Raw genomic sequence first — 20,960 nt, 5'->3', positions numbered from 1 at the left:
CCGCGCGCGACGTCCTGGCGTCGGGGAGGTGGCGGGTGGACGACGGCGCCGCCGGAACCACGAGGGCTCCGGGCGGCTCTCGGGGAGCAGCGCCGCGACGTGCCGCCCGGTCGAAGGCCCCGCCGGGGGCGAGGCTCGCCCGGCCGCCCGGTCGTCGCGGATCCCGGCGGTGGTCAGGGCGCGCAGCGGGCCGTGACCAACCACGCGCGCCCGTCGAACCACACGCCGTCGTCCCGCAGGTGCGCGGCGAGCACCGAGCGGACGCGGTCCAGCGCACGCTCCGCCGCGTCCGGCGCGAGGCCCGCCAGCGCGGCCTCCGTGCACGTGAAGCCGCGGACCCACGCGAGGGCCGCGGTCATGTCCGGGCCGAACCAGAGGGGCTCCCGAACGTCGGTCAGCACGACGTCGGCGAACCCGGCCGCGCCCAGGACGCTGCGGACGGCGTCCGGGTCCCCGAGCGAGAACGGGTCGGGGGCGGCCGTGCCATTCTGCGCCGTGCCGCCCGTGCCGCCCGTGACGCCGGCGCCGCCCGCGCCGTCCGGGCGGTCCGACGCGCCGAGCGCCGCCCGCAGCGCGCCGTCCCAGGCGTTGCGCTCCGCCGCCTGCCACACCAGTATCGCCAGCCGTCCCCCGGGGGCGAGCGCGCGCCGCACGTGCGCGAACGCCGCTACCGGGTCGTCGAAGAACATCGTGCCGAACCGGCTGATCGCCAGGTCGAAGCCGTCCTCGGGCAGCGGGTGCACCTGCGCGTCCCCCTGCTCGAAGGTCACATGGGTCAAGCCCTCGGCCTGGGCGAGCGCACGGGCGCGTTCGATCGCCGCGGCCGAGACGTCGACCCCGAGCGCGTGGCCCCGCACCGCCGCCCGCGCGGCGTCCCGCGTCGTCCGCCCGGCACCGCAGCCGAGGTCGAGCACCCGGTCGTCGGGGCGCACGGCGGCGGCGCGGCGCAGCACGGGGTCGTACCGGCGCAGCTCGGCGTCGTAGCCCCCGGCGGCCGCCGCGTCCCCCGGCGCCGCGTCGCCCGGCGCCGGGGCGTGGTCCGGCGCGTCGCCCGTCACGGCCGCTCCGGAGGCGGGCCGGACGCCGCCATGCCCTGCTCGGCGGCGTAGGCCAGGAGCCGGTCGGCGAGCTCGCGCGGGCGGCTCAGCGCCGGGGTGTGCCCGCCGTCGATCTCGTCGGGGGTGATCCCGAGGCGCTCGTGGGCCACGCGCCGCAGGTAGCGAGCCGGCAGCACGCGGTCGTCGCGGCACAGCAGCACCCGGGTCGGCACGTCGGGCCACGCCCGCAGCGGCGACGGCTCGCGCATCCGGGCCTCGGACTGCCGGGGTGCCCGGCGCACGGCCTCGAGCGCGAGCGCGCGGGGCACGTCGGGGTAGAAGACCTCGATCTCGTCGCCGTACCCGCCCCACGCGTCGTCGGCGTACCGGGTGTTCTCGGTGTGCTCCGCGGGGGCCTCGCCCGGTGCGGGGATCATCGCCGCGACGAGGACGAGCAGGCGCGCCGGCAGCCGCTCGCAGACGAGCGGGGCGGTGAAGCCGCCGAACGACTGCGCGACCACGACGAGGTCGGGGTGCAGGTCCGGCCGCGCCGCGACCGCCGCGACGACGGCGTCGGCGTACTCGACGAGCCCCGCGGTGTCGTCGTCGCAGGGGAGGTCCGGCGCGACGACGTCGTGGCCCCGGGCGCGCAGCTTCGCCTCGACGAGGTGCCAGTACCAGCCGACGTCACCGGCACCGTGGATCAGGACGAACGTGGCCACGAGATCTCCTCCGCCTCCGGGGTTCCCCCCGACCGTGCCAGAACCCGCGGGTCCCCGTCACGGGTCGGGGCCGCGGTCTCGGGGCTGGGCCCGGGACGTTGGGCCCTGGCGCGGCGTGGGCGCACGAGGATCGTGGGAAGGGTCAGGCACCACGGCGCACGGAACACGCCAGCGACGAAGGAGGCACCTCATGTCTGCCACACGTTCCGCCGAAGCCCGCGTGACACACCCCGCCACGCTCGTCGAGCACGACCTCGTGACGTCCGCCACCGGCCGGCGCTGGCTCGCCGTGACCCGGATCGCGACGGGCTTCATCTTCCTGTGGGCGTTCCTCGACAAGACGTTCGGGCTGCACTACAGCACCGGCGCCGCGGTCGCCGAGGGCGAGCCGAGCCTCGCCTGGATCGACGGCGGGACCCCCAGCCAGGGGTTCATGACCTACGCGACGGTCGGCCCGTTCCGGGACGCCTTCGCGTCGATGGCCGGCCCGGTGACCGACTGGCTGTTCATGCTCGGGCTGCTCGGCATCGGCGTCGCCGTCGTGCTCGGCATCGGGCTGCGGATCTCCGCGGTCGCGGCGACGGTCATGATGCTGCTCATGTGGGTGGCCGAGTGGCCGCTCCTCCAGGGGTCGACCAACCCGGTCGTCGACTACCACGTCGTGTACGCGCTCGTGCTGATCGTGTGCGCGGCGCTCCTCGCCGGCGACACCTGGGGCCTCGGCCGCTGGTGGGCCCGGCTGCCCGTCGTGCAGAGGGCGCCCTGGCTGCGCTGAGCACGACCACCGGCACCCGGCCGGCGGGACGCGCCCCCTGCGCGCCCCGCCGGCCGGCGCACGTCCGGGCCGGGAGGCGCGACCAGGCCGGGGCGTCAGACGGTGCGTGGGACCCGGCCGGTGAGCGTCAGGAGCCGGCACATCACGCGGTGCGCGCGGTCGGACGGGGCGCCGTACATCAGCGGGCAGCCGCCGTCGATCACGGTCAGGCCGTGCGCGCGGCCGAAGGCGGTCGCCTCGTCGTCGACGCTCCCGCGGTCGACGGACCGGTGCATCCACACGTGCGTGACGCCGAGCTCGACCGCCTCGCGCACCGTCGCCGCGGCGTGCTCCGGACGGGTCGCGACGACGACCGCCTCGACGCCGCCCGGGATCGAGCGCAGGTCCGGCCAGCTGGGGTCGCCCTCGACCACCTCGGCGTTGGGGTTGACCGCGAACACCTCGTAGCCGGTCTCCCGCAGCCGCTGGTAGACGACGTTGCCCCCGTGGCCCCCGGCGGTGCGCGAGACACCCGTCACGGCGATGCGCCGGAGGTCGAGGAACTGCCGGGCGGCGTCCTGCGTGCGGGTCATGACTGCTCCGTGCCTCGACGGGGTGGTCCGGGCACGGTAGCGACGCCCCGGCGGCGGTCGCCGGGACGAAGGGCCCGGGCCGACGACGGCGCCGCCGGTGGACGGCGTCCCGCCCCTCGGCCGCGGCGGTGGCCTGCTGCGCCGCGCGCGGGCGCAACGTTAGGGTGACCGCTGAACGTGCTGTCGGCGGCGTCGAGGAGGATCCGTGCCAGGCGTCACCGGTGCCGATGTGGCGCGCGAGAGCGGCGTGTCCCGGACGACCGTCAGCTACGTCCTCAACGCCCGCCCCGACGTGGCGATCCCCGAGGCGACGCGCAAGCGGGTCCGGGACGCCGCCGCGCGCCTCGGCTACACCCCGTCCGTCGCGGGCCGCGCGCTGCGCATGGGCCGCAGCGACCTCGTCCTGTGCGTCCTGCCGAACTGGCCCGTCGGCCCGGTGATCGACACGCTCCTCGACCACCTCGCGAGCGAGCTCGCCGACCGGGGGCTGTCGATGCTCGTGCACCACGACCGCGGGCGCCGGCCGATCGCCGAGCTGTGGCGCGCCGTGACCCCGCGCGCGGTCGTCGGCCTCACGGCGTTCACGGACGAGGAGGAGCAGGCGATGCGCCGAGCGGGCATCCAGGTGCTCACGAGCTCGCTCGACGAGGACCCGCACCCCGAGAGCTTCTCGGTGCCGCAGACCGGGATCGGTCAGCTGCAGGTCGAGCACCTCGTCGGGCGCGGGCACCGGGTGCTGGGCTACGCCGCGCCGGCCGACCCGCGCCTCGCGGTGTTCGCCGACCGGCGCCTCGCCGGCGCGCGGCTGGCGTGCGAGGCCCGCGGGCTCCCGGCGCCGCAGCCGCACGCGGTCGAGCTCGACGTCGCGTCGGCGACCGCCGCGGTGCGGGCGTGGCGCGCGGAATCCGAGCCGGTGACGGCCGTCGTCGCGTACAACGACGAGGTCGCGCTCGCGGTCCTCGCGGGCCTGCGGGCCGAGGGGCTCGGCATCCCGGAGGACGTCGCGGTGATCGGCGTCGACGACATCCCGGCGGCCGCGCTCGCGGCGCCCGCGCTGACGACGGTGTGGCAGGCGACGGACGCGCAGGCTCGCCACCTCACGCGCGCGGTGCTCGCGGCGCTCGACGGCTCGAGCGAGTCGCTGCACGCGCCGAGCGACCTCTTCCACGTAGTGCAGCGCGCGTCGACCTGACCCCCGCGGGTCCTCGCCCAGCGGGCCGCCCGTCCCGGGATGCGCGGCCAGCCGGCCTTCCCCGGTTCACGCCGCGCCTCCCGGTCGCCGACGCGCTCCCGCGCGCGCCGCGGACCGCCGTCCCGCCCCCGACGTAGCACCGGCCCGGCAGCGCTCGCTGCCGGGCCGGTGTGCTGCTGCTCGCGCGGGGCTAGCTGAACGTGAACCAGTTGACGTTGAGGAAGTCGGCCGGCTGGCCGGAGTCGAACGTCAGGTACACGGTGTGGACGCCCGTCGTGGCCTGGATGTTGGCCGGGATCGTGCGCCACGACTGCCAGCCGCCGGTGTTGCCGACTGCGAAGCTGCCGATCGGCGGGGCCGTGCGGCTGCCGAGGCGGACGTTGACGAGGCCGCTGACCGACCCGCCCGCGCCCGAGGCGACCCGCGCGCTGAACGTGCCGCGCGGCGTCGTGCCGAAGTTGACGTTGTCGAAGCGGACGTAGTCGCCGTTGGCGATCCAGGCGATGTTCTCCCCGCCGTCGACGTCCTGCGTCGCCTCCTTCTGCACGCCGACCATCCCGCTGTAGGCCTCGGCCTGGATGCGGGACGTCGCGTCGACGCCGGTGCTCGTCGACGGCGACGTGGTCACGGCGACCGCGGCGCTCGCGGCGGACCGGTTGCCCGCCGCGTCGTAGGCCCGGACCGTGAACGAGTACGCGGTCGCGGGGGACAGGCCCGTCACGGTGAACGTCCGGCTCGCGGTCGAGCCGATCACCGTGCCGCCCCGCAGCACGTCGTACCCCGTGACGCCCACGGCGTCGGTCGAGGCGTTCCACGAGAGCGTCGTGGTCGAGGCGGTGGTCCCCGAGGCCCCGAGGCCCGAGGGCACCGACGGCGCGGTGGTGTCGCCGCCCGTCGAGGACGAGGACGTCGTCACCGACACCGCGCTGCTCGACGCCGAGCGGTTCCCGGCGCCGTCGACCGCGCGCACCGTGAAGCTGTACGCCGTCGCGGGGGACAGGCCGGTCGCCGTGTACGTCGTCCCGGTCGCCGTGCCGACGACCGAGCCGCCGCGCAGCACCTCGTAGCTCGCGACGCCCGTGCCGCCCGGGCCGTCGTTCGACGCGCTCCAGGAGAGCGTCGTCGCGCTCGACGTCGTGCCCGAGGCCGTGAGGCCCGCCGGCACGGACGGCGCCGTGGTGTCGGTCGGCGCCGACGTCGTGGACGCCGTCACCGAGCGGGCCGGGACGTTGAGCGTCACGCCGTTGGAGAACCGCACCGTGATCGGGCTGCCGCTCATGTTGGCCGCCTGGTAGGTCCGCACCCCGTTCTTGACGAACACCGCGTGCAGCGGGGTGTTGGCCGTGACCGAGCGGTCGACCGTCCCGAGGCCGGCGAGGTTCTTGAGCCAGTAGAAGGTGTGGGCCTTCGACTCGCCCTCCTCGACGGCGTAGGAGCTCGCCTGGGCGCGGAACTGGGAGAGCGCGGTCGGCGCGTCGGCCAGGGCCTGGAACTCCCAGATGATGTCCTTCCACACCGTCGCCGGCCCGCCGTTGTTGCGTTCGAGCTCGGCGATGTTGCGGGTGATGTACGCCGGGTCGTACCCGAGGTACAGGTGGCCCGCGGTGCTGGGCAGCAGGTTGATGCCCTGGATCATCTCGGGCTCGGCGCTGAACCACGTCGAGTACGAGCCGCCGTCGCCCCACACCATGCCGACCGTCGAGTGGCCGAACGCGGCCGGGAACGCCTCGTCGTCGGTGTCGAACCAGTAGTTCTCGATGGCCGACGCCTGGGTCGTGTACAGGTAGATCCCGAGGTCGCGGACCGCCTTGTTGCCGGTCACCTGGCCCCACTGGATGAGCCCGCTCGCGAAGTTCATGCCCTCCGACGACGACTCCTGGTTGTTGCCCGCCCCGAACGCGCCGTGGCCGGCCGCCCAGTCGTGGCCCGCGTAGATGTCGAAGTCGCGCAGGAACGGGAAGCGGGTGTCGCTGCGGTCCCAGTTCGCCGCGTCCTTGATGACCGTGTTGACCATGCCTCCGTAGGCGGACTCCGCGGCCCACGCCGGGTCGAACTGCGCGACGGTCGCGGCCCCCACGACGTAGTAGCCGTAGTGGAAGTGGTGGTCGTTGAGGTCGGTGTCCGAGCCGTAGGACGCGGGGTAGCCGATCAGCGTGCCCCACGCGGGGTTGTACCAGAACGAGCGCGTCGTCTCGCCGGGCGACGCCGTCATCCAGTCGGTCAGCCGGGTCTTCATCGAGCTCACGAGGCGGTCCCGCGCGGCGGTGTTGCCGGTGAGGTTCGCCATGTGCGCGACCTGCGAAATCCGGCCGAACGCCTTGCCGGTCCAGTACGTGTCGTCGCCGAAGCCCGCGAACGGGTCGCTCGTCGCGACCTGCTCGATGTACCCGTTGAGCTGCGTCGCGTCGGCGGAGCCGGCCGGGAAGCCCGTGTTCGCGAGCTGCGGCAGCACGCCGTTGAACGTGGCGACGGTCTGGAACTGCGAGCTGCCGATCACGACGCGCATCGGGCCGCGCGGCGAGACGTAGGAGTACGCGCTCGGCGTGGCGCCGCTGAGCTGGTCGCGCTGGTGCGGGTAGAGCGCGTAGACCGTGCCGGTCCCCGAGCCCTGGCGCGCCGTCGTGGTGAACGCGTAGGTCGCGGTCATCCGGGCGCTCGCCTCGTCGTACGACCACGAGACCTTGGTGCCGGTCACGTGGTTGTGCGCGTAGGGCGCGTAGGCGTTGAGCGCGGCGACGCGGTCGGCGTTCGAGCTGCCCGACGACGTGGGCAGCACCGCGACCGAGAAGAACGAGCCGCCGTTGAGCGAGGAGCTCAGGGTGCTGCCCGAGACGGTCCACGTCGAGCCCGACGGGCCGAACGCGGCGTAGTCGTGCCCGTTGATCGTGTATCCGACCGCGCCGCCTCCGTTGCTCCACACGGTCGGGACGGCCTTGCCGGTGAGCGTCGCGTTCCCGCCGGTCTTCGTGGCGTACACGAACGGCAGGCCGTGCCCGAACGTCGTGCGCAGGCTGCTGCTGCCGTTGGTCCACAGCTCGCTCACGGTCCAGTCGGAGTAGCCGTCGACCTTGCCGTCGGAGCTCAGGCCCGCGATGCCGAGGCGGAAGTCCTCGGTGTAGGTGTAGTGGTACTCCCCGACACCGGTCGCGGTCCCCGAGATGCTGGCCGTCGTCGGGTAGCTGACCCCGAGGCCGTCGGTGTACGCGTGGAACGCGAGGGGGTGCGCCATGAGGTTCTCGGAGATCGACGCGCAGTCGAACTTCCGCCACAGCAGCGACGTCCACCAGTCGTTCGTCGGGACGGCGCCCGCCGGGAAGTTGCTGGTCACGTGCGCCCGGGGGTTCGTGACGGGCGTGCCGTTGCACTCCGTCGGGACCGCTCCGCCCGTCGGCGTGCCCTCGGCGTAGCTCCCGGCCCCGACGGTCGCGGCGTCCGCCCGCGGCGCGACGGCCGCCTGGAGGACGTAGGCGAGCAGCGCCGCGAGGACGACGAGCGCGACGAGGACGCGGCCCTGGGGGCGGGCTCGGTGCCGCCAGGTCGGCGTCGTTGGTTCTCTCCCTGCAGACATCCGGATGTCTCCCGATCTCGGTCGTGCACAGGGCGGCCGACGGGTTCGTCGGACGCCGCGGACCGTCCGGCCCGCTGGTCACCCGCGTCCCCCGGTCAGCGAGTGGTGCCCCGGCGCGTGGTGCGCACCGGGTTCTGTGTCGTCGGTCGTGCGGCCCGACGCGACGGTGCCGGGCGGCGGTGTGCCGGCCCGGTCCGGGTCGCGCGCGGGCGGTGGTTCAGCCCGACCCGGTCCGCGGACGGGGTGGGGCGGTGGCGGCCGGTGCGGCCGCAGGCGAGCTCGTGCTGCCCATCGAAGAGTCCTCCACGCTGAGGTTCTCGGTTGGTGAATCGTGTCACTAGGTGACGGCTCAGAGTGTGGTCGCGGCTCGCGGATGTCAACGGGACCGGCGCCGTTCACCCGTTCGACGTACGCCCGACACGCGGCCGAAACCTCGCGCCACAGTTCCGCGTGGGCCGTCCGGGGGAGGGCGGGTGAACTTCGGGAGCGTCGCCGCAGGTCGGACGCGGGCCGTCCGGGCGACGTCCCGCCTGTCACGCCCGCGACACAGCGCGTTCATCGCGCGTCCGTACCGTGGCGCCGTCCACCACGACGGTGGGCAGGTCATGACCGGGAGGTCCGCGGTGCCGGAGTACACGTGTCTCGACGGGATCCTCGCGGGTCACGTCTTCAGCTGGTCCTCGGCCGTGCGCGCGGGCGAGACGGTCACCGTCGAGGTCGCCGACGTCGGGCACGGTCCCGGTCCGGGCGGCGCGCCGGAGGCGGACTACGTCCTCGCGCGCGCGCCCTTCGGCGGCCGACCGGGCGAGCTCGCGTTCGTGGCCGCCCGGGGGAGCTGGGTCTGCCCCACGGGCTGACGGGAAGGCGCGCGACCGGACGCGGCGCGGCGCCGGGTCGTCGGCGCCGGGCGGACGCTTCACCCACGCCGCCTGTTCCGCTTCGTCCCGGTTCGTGGTGGTGTGGGTCGTGCGCGCCCCTCGCCGTCCGGAGGCACTCATGTCGCACCGCACCGCTCTCGCCCCGCTCGTCGCGACGCTCGCGGCCGCGGCCCTCACCGCGCTGCTCGCGACCGACGTCGCCCGCGCGCCCGCAGCGCTCCCGGCAGGCCCGCCCGTGGTCGCCGCGGCCGACGTGGCCGCCGCCGCGACCGAGGGCGAGGTGCACTTCACGGCCGCGGGCGACTACGGCGCCGGCCCGCAGTCCCGCGCGGTCCTCGCCGCGATCGGGCGGCTCGCCCCCGACCTCAACCTCGCGCTGGGCGACCTGTCCTACGGGGCGGTCGGCGGCGAGCAGGCCTGGTGCGACCTCGTCACGCAGCACGTCGGCGCGGGCTTCCCGTTCCAGCTGCTCGCGGGGAACCACGAGTCCAACGGCACCAACGGCCACATCAACGACTTCTCGTCGTGCCTGCCGAACCAGCTCCCGGGTCTCGTCGGGACCTACGGGCGCCAGTGGTACGTCGACGTGCCCGCACAGGACCCGCTCGTGCGCTACGTCATGATCTCGCCGGGCCTGACCTTCCCCGAGGGCCTCGCGTCCTACGCCGCGGGCTCGCCGCGGTACGCGTGGACGGCGGCGGCGATCGACGGCGCTCGGGCCGAGCAGATCCCCTGGGTCGTGGTCGGGTCGCACACCCCCTGCCTGTCGATGGGCCAGTACCCGTGCGACATGGGCCCCGACCTGCTCAACCTGCTGCTCGGCTCCGACGTCGACCTCGTGCTGCACGGGCACGAGCACCTCTACCAGCGCACGAAGCAGCTCGGGCACGGCACCGGCTGCACGCGCATGACGCCCGGTACCGCGGACCTCGACTGCGTCGTCGACGCCGACGCGAGCATGGTCAAGGGTGCCGGGACCGTCTTCGCGACGGTCGGCACGGGCGGCGTCGTGCAGCGCGACGTCAACCCGTCCGACCCCGAGGCGCCCTACTTCGCGGCGGCGTCCGGGCTCGCGACGGCCACCTGGGGCGTGCTCGACGTGCGCGTGAGCGCGACGACGCTCACCGCCGCGTTCGTGCGCGCCGACGGCGGCACCTTCACGGACGCGTTCACGATCGGCGGGACGCCCGACCCCGGCGCTGCGCCGTTCGCGGCCGACACGTTCACGCGCACGGTCGCGTCGGGGCTCGGCAGCGCCGAGACGGGCGGTGCGTGGCGCACGAGCGGCACCGGCTACTCCGTGGCGGGCGGCACCGCGCGCGTGCAGCTCGGGGCCGGGACCGGGCGCGACCTCGCGCTCCCCGTCTCGTCGGCGTCGACCGACCTCACGCTCACGGCCGCGACGGACCGGGCCCCGACGGGCGGCGGCCTCTACCTCTCGGTCGACGGCCGGCGGGTCCCCGGCGTCGGGGGCTACCGGGCGAAGGTGCACGTCGGCTCGAGCGGCGCCGTGTCCGTCGGGCTGACGCGCACCGCCGGCTCGAGCGAGACGGCGCTCGCGCCGAGCACGGTCGTCCCGGGGCTCACGCACGTCGTCGGCCAGCGGCTGCAGGTGCGGGTCCAGGTCACGGGCACGTCGCCGACGACCGTGCGCGCGCGGGTCTGGCGCGCCGGCGACCCGGAGCCGTCCGCGTGGCAGCTCACGGCGACGGACGCGACCGCCGGGCTGCAGGCGGCGGGGGAGATCGGCGCGTACCTGTACCTCTCGAGCTCCGCGACCGGCACACCGCTCGTCGCCCAGCTCGACGACGTGGTGGCGCGCACGCCCTGAGGCCGCGCGCCGTTCGACGGCGGCCGCCGTTCGACCGCACGCCCGCCCGAACCCCGGGCACGCCCCGGACGCCGTCGCGCACCCGGCCCCACCGCGGGGGAGTCAGGACGCGTGCACGGTGAACCACACCGTCTTGCCCTCGGCGTGCGTCTCGACGCCCCACGACTCGGCGAGCAGGTCGACGAGCTCCATGCCGCGGCCCCCGAGGTCCTCGGGGGCCGAGCGCTGCACGACGGGGGCCGAAGGGTTGGCGTCGCTCACGCGCACCGTGACCCGGCTGTCGGCCCAGCCCACGGAGAGCACGATGCCGTGCTCGGCCGACCCGTACTTCACGGCGTTGGTCACGACCTCGCTGGTCAGCAGCTCGACGAGGTCGACGGCGGGCTGGGGGGCGTCGTGCGCGCGCAGGACCGGCACGACCCAGTGCCGGCCGCGGTGGGGCGCGGTGGCATCGGCGTCGAGCCGCAGCTCCGCGCGGCAGTCGGTCCTCACCGGACGACCTCCGGGGCTCGCGCCCGCACGGGGTCGAGGCGCAGCGCGAGCACCACGACGTCGTCCTGCGGGCGGGACGGCAGCATCCGGGCCACGACCTGGTCGCAGAGGTCGTCGAGGTCGCGGCCCGCGAGCTCCTCGAGCGTCGTGCGCAGCCGCGCGAGGCCGTCGCTGATGCTCTCGTCGCGCCGCTCGACGAGCCCGTCGGTGAACAGCACGAGCGTCGCGCCGGGCTGGAGGGTGCGCGTGGCCTCGGACCGGGTCGCGTCGGGGTCGACGCCCAGGAGCAGGTCCGGGCGGACGCCGACGACGTCCTCGACGGTCCCGTCGGGCCCGATGAGCAGCGGGGAGGGGTGGCCCGCGTTCGACCACCGGACGGTCGCCTCGCCGCGCGCCGCCTGCTCGCACGAGTGCTCGAGCCGCGCGACGAACGCCGTGGCCATCGTCGGGGTGCGCAGCGTGTGCATCGTCTGGTCGACGACGCCGAGCAGCTCCGCGGGACCGGCGCCGGTCGCGACGGCGATCCCACGCAGCGCCGCGCGCAGCTGGCCCATGGTCGCTGCTGCGGCGCTGTCGTGGCCGAGGACGTCGCCGATCACGACGACCGTGTCGCCGTTGCGCTGCGGGAACGCGTCGTACCAGTCGCCCCCGACCTCCGCGGCCTCGGCGGCCGGGACGTAGCGCGCGACGATCTGCACGTGCTCGGGGCCGGCGGGCTCGGCGAGCAGCGACCGCTGGAGCTCCTCCGCCAGGTGGCGCTGCTGGCGGTACAGCCGGGCGTTGTCGAGCGCGAGGCCCGCGCGACCGGCGATGTCCTGCGCGGCGCGCAGCTCCTGCCGCGTCATCGGACCGCGCCCCGGGCCGTTGAACAGGCTGACCAGCGCGAGCGTGCGGCCGCGCCCGCGCAGGGGCAGGACGGCCCCGCTCCCCGGTGCGAGCCGCGTGAGGACGTCACGTGCCTCGCCGGGCGCGAGGACCGCGCGCACCGCCTCCGTCGCGCCGCTGCGCACCTCGACGACCTGCGCGGTGCGCAGCGACCGCTCGACGTAGGAGTCGTCCCGGAGCGACTCGAGGCGGCGCCCGGCGTAGCGGGCCACGAGCGGCAGCAGGCGCGCGTCGCGGTGCGCGAAGCCGACGTCGCGCATCACGGGCGGTGTCGCGGGGTCGTCGGCGTGGTCGACGACGGTCACGATGCACCAGTCCGCGAGCGTCGGCACGAGCAGCGTGGCGAGCCGCGAGACCGACTGCTCCGCGTCGAGGGTCTCGGTGAGCCGGTCGGTGACCTGCGCCTTGAGCCGCTCGAGCCGCGCGGAGTGCTCGCTCGCACGCTGGGCGCGGTGCCGCTCGGTCACGTCCTGGAGGTAGACCGCGAGGCCATCGGGCCCGGGCCATGCGCGCACCTCGAAGATCGCGTCGAGCGGTGCGGGGTGGTGCGCCTCGAAGCCGACCGTCTCGCCGGTGTGCGCCGCGCGCAGGTAGCCCGTCTCGAACTCGGTGCCGCGCGTCTCGGGGAAGAGCTCCCACAGCGTGCCGCCCAGGAGCTCCTCGCGCGGCCGGCGCAGGAGCTGCTCGGCCTCGCTGTTGACGTACGTGAAGCGCCACTCCGCGTCGACCGAGAAGAACGCGGTCGGCATGGCCTCGAGCAGGCGTGCCGTGCGCGCCTCGCCCTGCTGGCGTGCGGTCGCGTCGAACGCGGCACCGACCGCCCGCGCCGGACGTCCGTCGCCGCCCTGCACGAGGCGTCCGCGCGCGAGCACCCAGCGCGCGTCGCCGTGGGGGACGAGCACGCGGAACTCGATCTCGAGGTAGCCCTGCGACTCGACGGCGAGCTCGAACGCGCGCGCGACGCGCGGCCGGTCGTGCGGGTGCAGCCGTTCGCCGACCGCCCCGATCGTCCCGTCGAACTCGTCGGAGCCGAACCCGAAGACCGCCATGAGCTGCTCGTCGAGCGCGAGCTCGCCGGTCGTGAGGTCCCACGCGTAGGTGCCGATCTGGGCCGACTCGACGGCGCCGGACCCCAGGGCAGACGCGAGGCTCGGGGCGGGTGCCGCGACGGGTGCAGGTTCCCCCACGCGCGGGACGGGCACGGGCGGCGCCGCGGCGGTCGGGGCGGTCGGCTCGGACGGCTCCAGGTCGGACCTGCTGCCGGGCACGGACCCTCCCCTCAGGGTTCGACCCGAGCGGTCCCCGGGCGTCGGTCGTCGGACGCGTCGCGGGCGCCCTGCGCGCGGTGACCTGCGCCGCGCCTCTCAGGCACTATCGGCTGGTGCGGGCCCCGGATCAAGGGATGCCGGCCGGACACTCCGTCCGGTCAGTCGTCGTCGCCCTCCTTGCCCTTGCCCTTCGGGCCCTTGTCGTCCTTCGGGTCGGCGCCCTCGCCGGCGCCCTCGCCGGCGCGCGGGGCGGCGTCCCGGGCGGCGGCTGCCTGCTCGGCCGCGGCTCTCTCGGCGGCGGCCTGCTCCGCCGCAGCCTGCTCCGCGGCCGCCTGCTCGGCCGCCGCCTGCTCCGCCGCTGCCTGCTCGGCGGCCGCGCGCGCCGCTGCGGCCTGGGCATCCACGGCCGCCGCGACCTCCTGCGCGGTGCGGTCGAGCGCGTCGTCGATCTGGCGGTAGCGGGCCGTCGACACCTCGCCGGCGTCTGCGGCCGCCTCGAGCTGCTCGCGAACCTGCGCCAGGGCGGCCTGCGCGGCGTCGTACCGGCCCGCGGCAGCCTCCTCCGAGACGGTCAGCACCGCCGACTGCAGCGCGCCCGCGCGCGCGGCGTCGAGCTCCGGGGCCTGCGCACAGCCCGCGAGCACGAGGACGAGCGCGACCGCGGTGCCGAGCACCGGGCGGAGCGCGGTCGCGCCGCGTCCGGCCCTCACGGCTGCACGCTCCGCTGCAGGTCCTGCAGCGCGTCGCCCAGCCCGCCCTCGACCGTGGGGTAGGACGGCACGACGGGCGGGGCGTCGTCGGACGCCTGCGTGGCGAGCACGGCCGCGCCCCCGACGCACAGCAGCAGCGCGGCTGCGGCGAGGCGGGTCCCGCGGCGCGCGCGCCGGTCGGCGACACCGTCGGGGCGCGGGTCGGCGGCCGGCACCGGCGGGACGTCCGCGGACGTCGTCGGCATCTCCGCCGTCACGCCGGCCGCCGGGGACGGGGGCCCCGCCGGGACGGGCACGGTCGACGCGGGGACGGCCGCCGGGACGGGCGCGGTCGAGGCGGGGACGGCCGCCCGGACGGGAGCGGTCGACGCGGGGACGGCCGCCGCGGCCGCGGTCGGCGGCGGGGCGAACGGCGGATCGACGACGGGTGCCGCCACCGTGGGCGGGGACAGGGCGCCCGCGCCCGCGGGCTCGCCGCCCAGCACCGCCAGGCGCACGGCGACCTCGGCGGCGGAGGGCCGGTCGCCGGGGCTGCGCGCCGTCATGGCGCTCAGCACGTCGGCCCACGCGGAGCCGAACCTGCCGGGGATCACCGGCGAGCTCGTGAGGCGTGCCGCAGCGGCCTCGAGCATGGTCCCGGTGAACGCGCGCTCGCCCGTGAGGCACTCGAGCAGCACGAGCCCGAGCGAGTACACGTCGCTCGTCGGACCGATCGCCGACCCCGTGGCCTGCTCGGGGCTCAGGTAGCTCGCGGTCCCGAGCGTCGTGCCGGTGACGGTCAGCCGGGCGCCGTCGGACAGGCGCGCGATCCCGAAGTCGGCCAGCTTGACGCGGAGCTCGCCGGCCGACGCGTCGTGCCCGTCGCCGGTCAGCCGCTCGTCGGGTCCGTCGCCCGCCTCCGCGAGGAGCACGTTCGCCGGCTTGATGTCGCGGTGCACGACCCCGGCCGCGTGCACGACGACGAGCGCCTCGGCGACCTGGCGGCCGAGGTGCGCGACGTGCCCTGGGGTCAACGGGCCGTCGTGCAGGCGGTCGGCGAGCGTACGACCGACCACGAGCTCCATGACGAGGTACGTCTGGCGCAGCGGGCCGCCCGCCGTGACGCTCCCGGCGTCGTGCAGCGTCACGAGGCCCGGGTGGTTCAGCCGCGCGAGGACCCGCATCTCGGCCTGGTGGCGCTGGAGCTCGTCGGCCCCCTCGGCGACCGGCGGGAAAAGCTTGACCGCCACGTCGCGGTCCAGCACGAGGTCGTGGGCGCGGTGCACGGTCGCCATCCCGCCCTGCCCCAGCACGTCGTCGAGCCGGTAGCGGTCGGCGAGGACGGGGCCGACGTCGAGGTCGGGTGCTGCTCCCACGGTGCTCCTCCTCGTGCGCACGGGCGACCGACTCCAGCGCGCCCCCGTGCGAGTCGTGGCCTCGAACGTAGGCCGGGCCGGCGTGGCCCGCACGTCGACCCGGCCCGGGCGCCCGCGCAGACGGCCCTCAGGACGGCGTCGTCGTGTACTGCGCCTCCGCCGCCGCGCGCCCGCCGGCGACCTCCTCGGCCGACGCGGTGCCGGACCGCTCGACGGCCTCCGCCCAGCGGTCGATCGAGCCGCGGTTGTACTCGACCATCGCGGGCGAGCCGGCGAAGGCGAGCGGGTCGCCCGAGGACTCGCCCCGCAGCTCCCGGGCGAGCTGCACGAGGGCGCCGTCCCAGCCGGGGCCCACGAACAGCGCGCCGGCGCCGCTGCCCGCGATCGCGAGCGGCACCGTGTGCACGAGCTCGACGGTCGTCCGGTCCGCGTCCTGCACCAGGGTCACCGTCACGACGCTGTCCGGCATGCCGAAGGTCACCTCGAGCCGCGCGGGGCGCTCACAGGCCCGGATGTCGCCGCCGGCGTTGCCCTCGAGCTGGAAGGTGCCGCCGACGCGGAGGTCACCGGTCACGGGGTAGAACCACCGGGGGAGCCGGTCGGGGTCGGTGAGCGCGTCCCAGACGTCCTCGGTGTCGGCCTCGTACGTGCGGGCGACGGTGACCGAGACGGTCTGCGTGCCCTCGTCGCGCACCACGGCGCGGTGGAGTGCGGCGAGCTCCTGGAGCAGGTCGATCATCGTTCAGTCCTCTTGGTTCGGTCCTCGGGAGCGCCGGTCCCGGCGCCCCCGGGCGAGCTCGGTGCCCAGCGCGTCGAGGCGCTGGGCCCAGAACTCGCGGAACGGCTGCAGCCAGCGGTCGACGTCCTGGAGCGGACGTGCCTCGACGGCGTACAGGCGGCGTGCACCCTCGGCCCGCACCCGGGCGAACCCGTTCTCCCGCAGCACCCGCAGGTGCTGGGACACGGCGGGCTGGCTGATGCCGAACTCGGCGCGGATGACGGCCGTGACGTCGCCGGAGGATCGCTCGTCCTCGAGCAGGAGCTCGAGGATGCGGCGGCGGACCGGGTCACCCAGGACGTCGAAGGCGTGCACGGTGCCACCTTATCGGCCGCGGCTTATATAAGACAATGCCTATGACGAGGCGCCGTAGGCTGCCGGGGTCCGCCCGGACGCGCGAGCGCGTCCGGGGCACCGACCGCGACCCGACGCCAGGAGGCGCCCGATGACCCCGCGTGCGCACGCCCCGCTGCCCGCCGAGTGGGCCGGCCCGATCATCGAGCTGGTCGAGGCCACCCGCGCCGCCGCCCCGCCGTCGGTGGACGACGACGGCGCGTGGGCCACCGCCGAGGCCGGCCAGGAGCGCCCGCGCACCGGGCACAAGGCGGCCCGGCGCACCGCGTCCGCCGGGCAGAGCGCCGCCCACCTGCTGCGGTTCCGCGCGATCGAGGCGGTCCAGCACGGGCACGACGAGCCGTGGACGCTCGCGCTCGCGACCTCGACCGAGGCCGTCGGGTCGTGGGACTGGGACACCCGCATGCAGGTCGCCCTCGACCTGCGCCGCACCTTCAAGCACCTGCCCGCGGGCGACGACACCGACGCACGCCGCGAGACCCGGCTCGTCGCCGCCTGGCTCACGCACTCCGACGGACCGGGGCTCGTCGCGGCGACGGGCGCGCTGTGCCGCGCGGTGCTGGCGCTGGCGCCGAACCGCGCCGACCTCGCGGCGGCCTGGTACGCGACGCACGGCGACCGGCTGCTGCGCGAGCTCGCCGCCCGCGGCCCGGCCGCACACCCCGCGCTCGTCGGCGAGGCCGTCCGGGGGGTCGACGCCGCACGCGTCCTGACGCGCACGCACATCGCCGACCACGCGGGCATCGCCCGGGAGGCGCTCGAAGCCCACCTCGAGCCCGGCCCCGACGCCTGACCGACCCGCCCCGGGCGTCTCCTGCGAGCGCACCCGGGGGCACCCGCTGCTCCGGCGAGGAGCGCTCCGGGGGGCCCGCTGCTCCGGCGCGGAGCGCTCCGGGGGGCCCGCCGCTCCGGCGCGGCACCACCCGGGTCGACCGCTCGGCCGCACGGCCACCGCCCCGCCGCGTCGCCCGGCCGGGTGACGCGACCCGGCCCGCGTGCTCCCGCCGCGCGGCACACGGGGGATTCGTCCGCTCCGTCGGCCCCTGGGCGTTTACCGTCGAGCTGACCGAGTTCCGCGCGCAGGGGAGGCCCCCGGGTGTACACGCTCTCCTCGCCGACGGTGCTCGCGACCGACGCCGCGTGCCACCCCGCCGCGCGCGACCTGCTGGCGACGCTGAGCGCGACGTTCCGGCTGACCGACGCCGCCCTCACGCACCTCGGGCTCGCGGTCCTCGACGTCGCGCCGGGGGAGCGCGCCGCAGCGTGGCGGGCCCTCGACGGGCTCGACGCGCGGACCCCGACGACCCCGACGCTCCTGCGCACCGCGTCGCACGGCGGTCCGGGCTCCGCGCGCACGCTCGCCCGCAGCCGGCTCGGACGGGTCACGGACGTCGTCCGGCTCGTGACCCGGGAGGCCGTCGCGTGGCCCGACGCGCCCGGCGTCGCGGTCTCCGGCGGTGACGTCGTGCCGGCGTCCGCCGCGGCGGCCGCCGGCGTCGTCGGCGTCTGGTGGACGTCGCCCGGTCTCGCGGCACGGGACGCGCTCGTCCTCGGCCGGCCGTGGCACGCCGGCCTCGGGGAGGTCGAGGTGCCGCTCGTCGAGCCGAGCGCGTCGCACGGGCCGCGCGCGGACGCCGTCGCGGACCTGTGCCGGGCCCTCGCGCGCCGCGAGGTGACGCTCGACCGGCTTGCGGAGGTGGGCTGGCCGCCCGGGCGGTGGGCGCGCGCGATGCACGCGGGTGCGTGGGCGGCGTACGGGACGGGCCGGCTGCGCGCGCAGCTCGTCGCGGTGCTCGACGTCACGGCCGCGCTCGTCGGTGCCGAGCCGGACCCCGACCCCGTGCTGCTCCGCGCGGCGCTGCCCACGCTGCACGCGCTGACCGTCGCGGCCGTGGTCGGCGACGTGCTCGACGCCGAGCCGCTCGCCGAGCTGCACCTCGGGGCGGCGGCGCTCTAGCCCGTCGCCCCGCGGTCGCCGGTCAGCCGCCCGCGCGTCCGGGTGCCGCGGCCGGGGGAGCCGTCGAGCCGCGCCGGACGAGCGACGTGGGCAGGCGCACGTGCGTGCTGGCGCCCGGCTCGCCGTGCACGAGCCGCAGCAGCAGGTGCACGGCCTGCGCGCCCATCTCCTGGAGCGGCTGCTGGACGGTCGTCAGCGGCGGCTCGGTGAGGGCGGACTCGGGCACGTTGTCGAAGCCGACGACCGAGAGGTCCGTGGGCACCGTGAGCCCGAGCTCGCGCGCGACGTCGAGGACGCCGATGGCCGAGAGGTCGTTCGCGGCGAAGATCGCGGTCGGCCGGTCGGCCAGGGACAGCAGCTCGCGGGTGGGGGCCGCGGCGACCTGCCGCCGGTATCCGCCGAGGCGCACGAGGTCCGGGTCGACCGGGATGCCCGCCGTGGCGAGCGCGTCCCGGTAGCCGTCCTCGCGGAGCCGGGCCGAGTCGAGGTCGGGGCGCCCCCCGAGGAAGCCGATGCGCCGGTGCCCGAGCTGCAGCAGGTGCTCGGTCGCGAGGACCGCGCCCGCGTAGCTGTCGGCGTCGACCGTCGGGCTGTCCGCGGGGCCGGCGTGCGGGTCGATCGCGACGACCGGCACCGAGCCGGCGGTCCGCACCACGGTGGGCGTCATCATGATCGCGCCGTCGATGAGCGTGCCGCTGAGCCGCGACAGGTAGCGCCGCTCCCACCCGACGACCTCACCCGCGCGGCCGCCGCCCGAGTAGGCGAGCAGCTCGTAGCCCGTCCCGGTGATGGCGCGCGAGGTGCCCTTGAGGACCTCGGTGCTGAAGGGTTCGAACTCGGGCACGAGGATGCCGATCACGTGCGTCTTGTGGCTGCGCAGGCTCCGCGCGACGAGGCTCGACTCGTACCCGAGCTGCTCGATCACGCGCTGCACGTGCTCGGACGTGCGGGCCGCGACGCCGTAGCGCTCGTTGATCACCTTGGAGACGGTCGCGACGGAGACCCCCGCCGCGCGTGCGACGTCGGTGATCGTCACGCGGTGGAGGTCCTCGGCCCCGGGCGGGAGCTGCTGACGCTCGGTCACGGACGGTGATGCTACCGGTACGAAAACGTTATCGATAACGATTGACCGTGCCCGAAACGGTGTGGCATGCTCGCCGCGAAATACCCAGTCAACGACGACGAAGGAACTCACTATGGCGAGGAACCGACTGCTCTCGGCTGTTGCGATGACTGCCGGAGTGGCCCTGCTGGCCGCCGGTTGCAGCGGCGGCGGGAGCGGCAACACCCCCGACGACTCCGCGGACGGCACCACGCTCACCTGGTGGCACAACTCCAACAACGAGCCCGGCAAGGGCTACTACGAGAAGGTGGCGGCCGACTTCGAGGCCGCGAACCCGGGCGTCACCGTCGAGATCAGCGCGCTGGCTCACGAGGACATGCTCACCAAGCTCGACGCGTCCTTCCAGACGGGCGACACCCCCGACGTCTACATGGAGCGCGGCGGCGGCGAGCTCGCGGCGCACGTCGAGGCCGGCCTGGTCCAGGACCTGTCCGACGGCTCGTCGGAGGCCATCGAGAAGATCGGCGGCTCGGTCGCGGGCTGGCAGGTCGACGGCAAGACCTACGCGCTGCCGTTCTCCCTCGGCGTCGTGGGCTTCTGGTACAACAAGGCGCTCTTCCAGCAGGCCGGCATCACCGAGCCCCCCGCCACGATGGCGGACCTCATCGCCGCGGCGGACAAGCTCAAGGCCGCCGGCATCGAGCCGATCTCCGTGGGCGCGGGCGACAAGTGGCCCGCCGCGCACTACTGGTACTACATGGCCCTGCGCCACTGCAGCGAGCAGGTCCTGACGGACGCCGTCACGCTCAAGGACTTCTCGGACCCGTGCTTCGTCGCGGCCGGCGAGGACCTCGAGAAGCTCATCGCGGCCGAGCCGTTCAACTCCGGCTTCCTCGCGACGCCGGCGCAGACCGGCCCGACGAGCGCCTCCGGCCTCCTCGCGACCCGCAAGGTCGCCATGGAGCTCGCGGGCCACTGGGAGCCCGGCGTCATGCAGGGACTCACCGAGGACAAGCAGGGTCTCGGCGCCGACACGGGCTGGTTCCCGTTCCCGTCGGTCGAGGGTGGCGAGGGTGACCCCGCCGCCGCGCTCGGTGGCGGCGACGCGTGGGCCTGCTCGGCCGAGGCCCCGCCGGCGTGCGTCGACTTCGTGAACTACCTGCTGAGCGACGAGGTCCAGACCGGCTTCGCCGAGCAGAGCATGGGCCTGCCGACCAACCCCGCCGCGACCGGCTCGGTGGCCGACCCGGCCCTCGCCGAGCTCCTCACGTTCCGCGACGAGGCGCCGTTCGTCCAGCTCTACTTCGACACGGCCTTCGGTGAGAACATCGGTGGGGCGATGAACGACGAGATCGCGCTGCTGTTCGCCGGCCAGGGAACTCCCCAGGGCATCGTCGACGCCACGCAGGCCGCGGCCGAGAGCGAGTGAACGAGGTGGCAGACGACGTGACCGAACGCCCGACGCGCACGGACGTCGCTGCCACCCCTCGCGACACCGCGCGTGCCGCCGACCGGGCTCCCCG

The 20,960-nt window shown here is 75.8% G+C and carries 18 protein-coding genes; 7 read left to right on the top strand and 11 right to left on the bottom strand.

Annotation, left to right across the window (positions count from 1 at the left end):
* Window positions 1-173: 173 nt before the first annotated feature.
* Both CCE01nite_RS14645 and CCE01nite_RS14640 read right to left on the bottom strand, forming a co-directional pair.
* Window positions 174-1,058 (bottom strand): class I SAM-dependent methyltransferase, encoded by an 885-nt coding sequence (locus CCE01nite_RS14645; protein ID WP_141372631.1) that lies wholly within the window; start codon window positions 1,056-1,058, stop codon window positions 174-176.
* Entirely contained in the window at window positions 1,055-1,759 is a 705-nt protein-coding gene (locus tag CCE01nite_RS14640; protein WP_034634267.1) for an alpha/beta hydrolase, read from the bottom strand. Before CCE01nite_RS14640 ends, CCE01nite_RS14645 begins: the two co-directional genes overlap by 4 nt.
* Before the next feature lie 190 nt (window positions 1,760-1,949).
* On the opposite strand from CCE01nite_RS14640, the gene CCE01nite_RS14635 reads away from it, so the two are divergent.
* On the top strand, window positions 1,950-2,534 hold the full coding sequence (locus tag CCE01nite_RS14635) for a hypothetical protein (protein ID WP_034634264.1): 585 nt from the start codon (window positions 1,950-1,952) through the stop codon (window positions 2,532-2,534).
* Window positions 2,535-2,629: 95 nt separating this feature from the next.
* Here the strand turns inward: CCE01nite_RS14635 and CCE01nite_RS14630 are convergent, their stop codons facing one another.
* Window positions 2,630-3,106: a CoA-binding protein gene (locus CCE01nite_RS14630; protein ID WP_034634261.1), complete on the bottom strand. Its 477-nt coding sequence runs from the start codon at window positions 3,104-3,106 to the stop codon at window positions 2,630-2,632.
* A gap of 205 nt (window positions 3,107-3,311) precedes the next feature.
* Here CCE01nite_RS14630 and CCE01nite_RS14625 point away from each other — a divergent pair, with 205 nt between their 5' ends.
* Window positions 3,312-4,298 carry a LacI family DNA-binding transcriptional regulator gene (locus CCE01nite_RS14625; protein ID WP_034634258.1) on the top strand — a complete coding sequence of 329 codons (987 nt, stop codon included), beginning with the start codon at window positions 3,312-3,314 and terminating at the stop codon, window positions 4,296-4,298.
* Between the two features lie 190 nt (window positions 4,299-4,488).
* Here the strand turns inward: CCE01nite_RS14625 and CCE01nite_RS14620 are convergent, their stop codons facing one another.
* Entirely contained in the window at window positions 4,489-7,866 is a 3,378-nt protein-coding gene (locus CCE01nite_RS14620) for a glycosyl hydrolase (protein WP_052104412.1), read from the bottom strand.
* A gap of 605 nt (window positions 7,867-8,471) precedes the next feature.
* On the opposite strand from CCE01nite_RS14620, the gene CCE01nite_RS14615 reads away from it, so the two are divergent.
* Window positions 8,472-8,723, top strand: coding sequence for a hypothetical protein (locus CCE01nite_RS14615; protein ID WP_141372630.1), 252 nt, complete (start codon window positions 8,472-8,474; stop codon window positions 8,721-8,723).
* Between the two features lie 139 nt (window positions 8,724-8,862).
* Window positions 8,863-10,575 carry a metallophosphoesterase gene (locus tag CCE01nite_RS14610; protein ID WP_084142917.1) on the top strand — a complete coding sequence of 571 codons (1,713 nt, stop codon included), beginning with the start codon at window positions 8,863-8,865 and terminating at the stop codon, window positions 10,573-10,575.
* A gap of 102 nt (window positions 10,576-10,677) precedes the next feature.
* Here the strand turns inward: CCE01nite_RS14610 and CCE01nite_RS14605 are convergent, their stop codons facing one another.
* The 6 genes from CCE01nite_RS14605 to CCE01nite_RS14580 form a co-directional block, all read right to left on the bottom strand.
* Window positions 10,678-11,067, bottom strand: a complete 390-nt coding sequence (locus CCE01nite_RS14605; RefSeq protein WP_052104411.1) for an ATP-binding protein — start codon at window positions 11,065-11,067, stop codon at window positions 10,678-10,680.
* Window positions 11,064-13,220 carry a SpoIIE family protein phosphatase gene (locus tag CCE01nite_RS14600; protein WP_052104410.1) on the bottom strand — a complete coding sequence of 719 codons (2,157 nt, stop codon included), beginning with the start codon at window positions 13,218-13,220 and terminating at the stop codon, window positions 11,064-11,066. Before CCE01nite_RS14600 ends, CCE01nite_RS14605 begins: the two co-directional genes overlap by 4 nt.
* A 158-nt stretch (window positions 13,221-13,378) precedes the next feature.
* Window positions 13,379-13,930, bottom strand: a complete 552-nt coding sequence (locus CCE01nite_RS14595; RefSeq protein WP_141372629.1) for a mucin-associated surface protein — start codon at window positions 13,928-13,930, stop codon at window positions 13,379-13,381.
* The gene (locus tag CCE01nite_RS14590; protein ID WP_246056584.1) at window positions 13,927-15,285 is read right to left on the bottom strand and encodes a serine/threonine-protein kinase; all 1,359 of its coding nucleotides are present in this window, start codon (window positions 15,283-15,285) and stop codon (window positions 13,927-13,929) included. The genes CCE01nite_RS14595 and CCE01nite_RS14590 overlap by 4 nt, the downstream gene beginning before the upstream one ends.
* A gap of 127 nt (window positions 15,286-15,412) precedes the next feature.
* A complete protein-coding gene (locus CCE01nite_RS14585; protein ID WP_141372628.1) occupies window positions 15,413-16,024 on the bottom strand; it encodes an SRPBCC family protein in 612 nt (203 codons plus the stop codon).
* 3 nt (window positions 16,025-16,027) lie between these two features.
* Window positions 16,028-16,378: an ArsR/SmtB family transcription factor gene (locus CCE01nite_RS14580; RefSeq protein ID WP_141372627.1), complete on the bottom strand. Its 351-nt coding sequence runs from the start codon at window positions 16,376-16,378 to the stop codon at window positions 16,028-16,030.
* Between the two features lie 130 nt (window positions 16,379-16,508).
* On the opposite strand from CCE01nite_RS14580, the gene CCE01nite_RS14575 reads away from it, so the two are divergent.
* Together CCE01nite_RS14575 and CCE01nite_RS14570 are read left to right on the top strand one after the other, a co-directional pair.
* Window positions 16,509-17,210 (top strand): hypothetical protein, encoded by a 702-nt coding sequence (locus tag CCE01nite_RS14575; protein WP_141372626.1) that lies wholly within the window; start codon window positions 16,509-16,511, stop codon window positions 17,208-17,210.
* Window positions 17,211-17,513: 303 nt separating this feature from the next.
* The gene (locus CCE01nite_RS14570) at window positions 17,514-18,374 is read left to right on the top strand and encodes a hypothetical protein (protein ID WP_141372625.1); all 861 of its coding nucleotides are present in this window, start codon (window positions 17,514-17,516) and stop codon (window positions 18,372-18,374) included.
* Window positions 18,375-18,396: 22 nt separating this feature from the next.
* On the opposite strand, the gene CCE01nite_RS14565 is transcribed toward CCE01nite_RS14570, so the two are convergent.
* Window positions 18,397-19,458 carry a LacI family DNA-binding transcriptional regulator gene (locus CCE01nite_RS14565; protein WP_246056582.1) on the bottom strand — a complete coding sequence of 354 codons (1,062 nt, stop codon included), beginning with the start codon at window positions 19,456-19,458 and terminating at the stop codon, window positions 18,397-18,399.
* Window positions 19,459-19,570: 112 nt separating this feature from the next.
* On the opposite strand from CCE01nite_RS14565, the gene CCE01nite_RS14560 reads away from it, so the two are divergent.
* On the top strand, window positions 19,571-20,866 hold the full coding sequence (locus CCE01nite_RS14560) for an extracellular solute-binding protein (protein ID WP_141372624.1): 1,296 nt from the start codon (window positions 19,571-19,573) through the stop codon (window positions 20,864-20,866).
* Window positions 20,867-20,960 lie beyond the last annotated feature (94 nt).

It is taken from the genome of Cellulomonas cellasea (assembly GCF_006538745.1).
GTDB classification, from domain to species: domain Bacteria; phylum Actinomycetota; class Actinomycetes; order Actinomycetales; family Cellulomonadaceae; genus Cellulomonas_A; species Cellulomonas_A cellasea.
The sequence above is the reverse complement of the archived record's forward strand: the minus strand, read 5'-3'. Positions and strand labels throughout refer to the sequence as shown.

Coding starts and splice junctions, on each gene's coding strand:
- CCE01nite_RS14635 (WP_034634264.1), top strand. CDS start 1,950: ATGTCTGCCACACGTTCCGCCGAAGCCCGCGTGACACACCCCGCCACG.
- CCE01nite_RS14630 (WP_034634261.1), bottom strand. CDS start 3,106: ATGACCCGCACGCAGGACGCCGCCCGGCAGTTCCTCGACCTCCGGCGC.
- CCE01nite_RS14620 (WP_052104412.1), bottom strand. CDS start 7,866: ATGTCTGCAGGGAGAGAACCAACGACGCCGACCTGGCGGCACCGAGCC.
- CCE01nite_RS14615 (WP_141372630.1), top strand. CDS start 8,472: ATGACCGGGAGGTCCGCGGTGCCGGAGTACACGTGTCTCGACGGGATC.
- CCE01nite_RS14610 (WP_084142917.1), top strand. CDS start 8,863: ATGTCGCACCGCACCGCTCTCGCCCCGCTCGTCGCGACGCTCGCGGCC.
- CCE01nite_RS14585 (WP_141372628.1), bottom strand. CDS start 16,024: ATGATCGACCTGCTCCAGGAGCTCGCCGCACTCCACCGCGCCGTGGTG.
- CCE01nite_RS14575 (WP_141372626.1), top strand. CDS start 16,509: ATGACCCCGCGTGCGCACGCCCCGCTGCCCGCCGAGTGGGCCGGCCCG.
- CCE01nite_RS14560 (WP_141372624.1), top strand. CDS start 19,571: ATGGCGAGGAACCGACTGCTCTCGGCTGTTGCGATGACTGCCGGAGTG.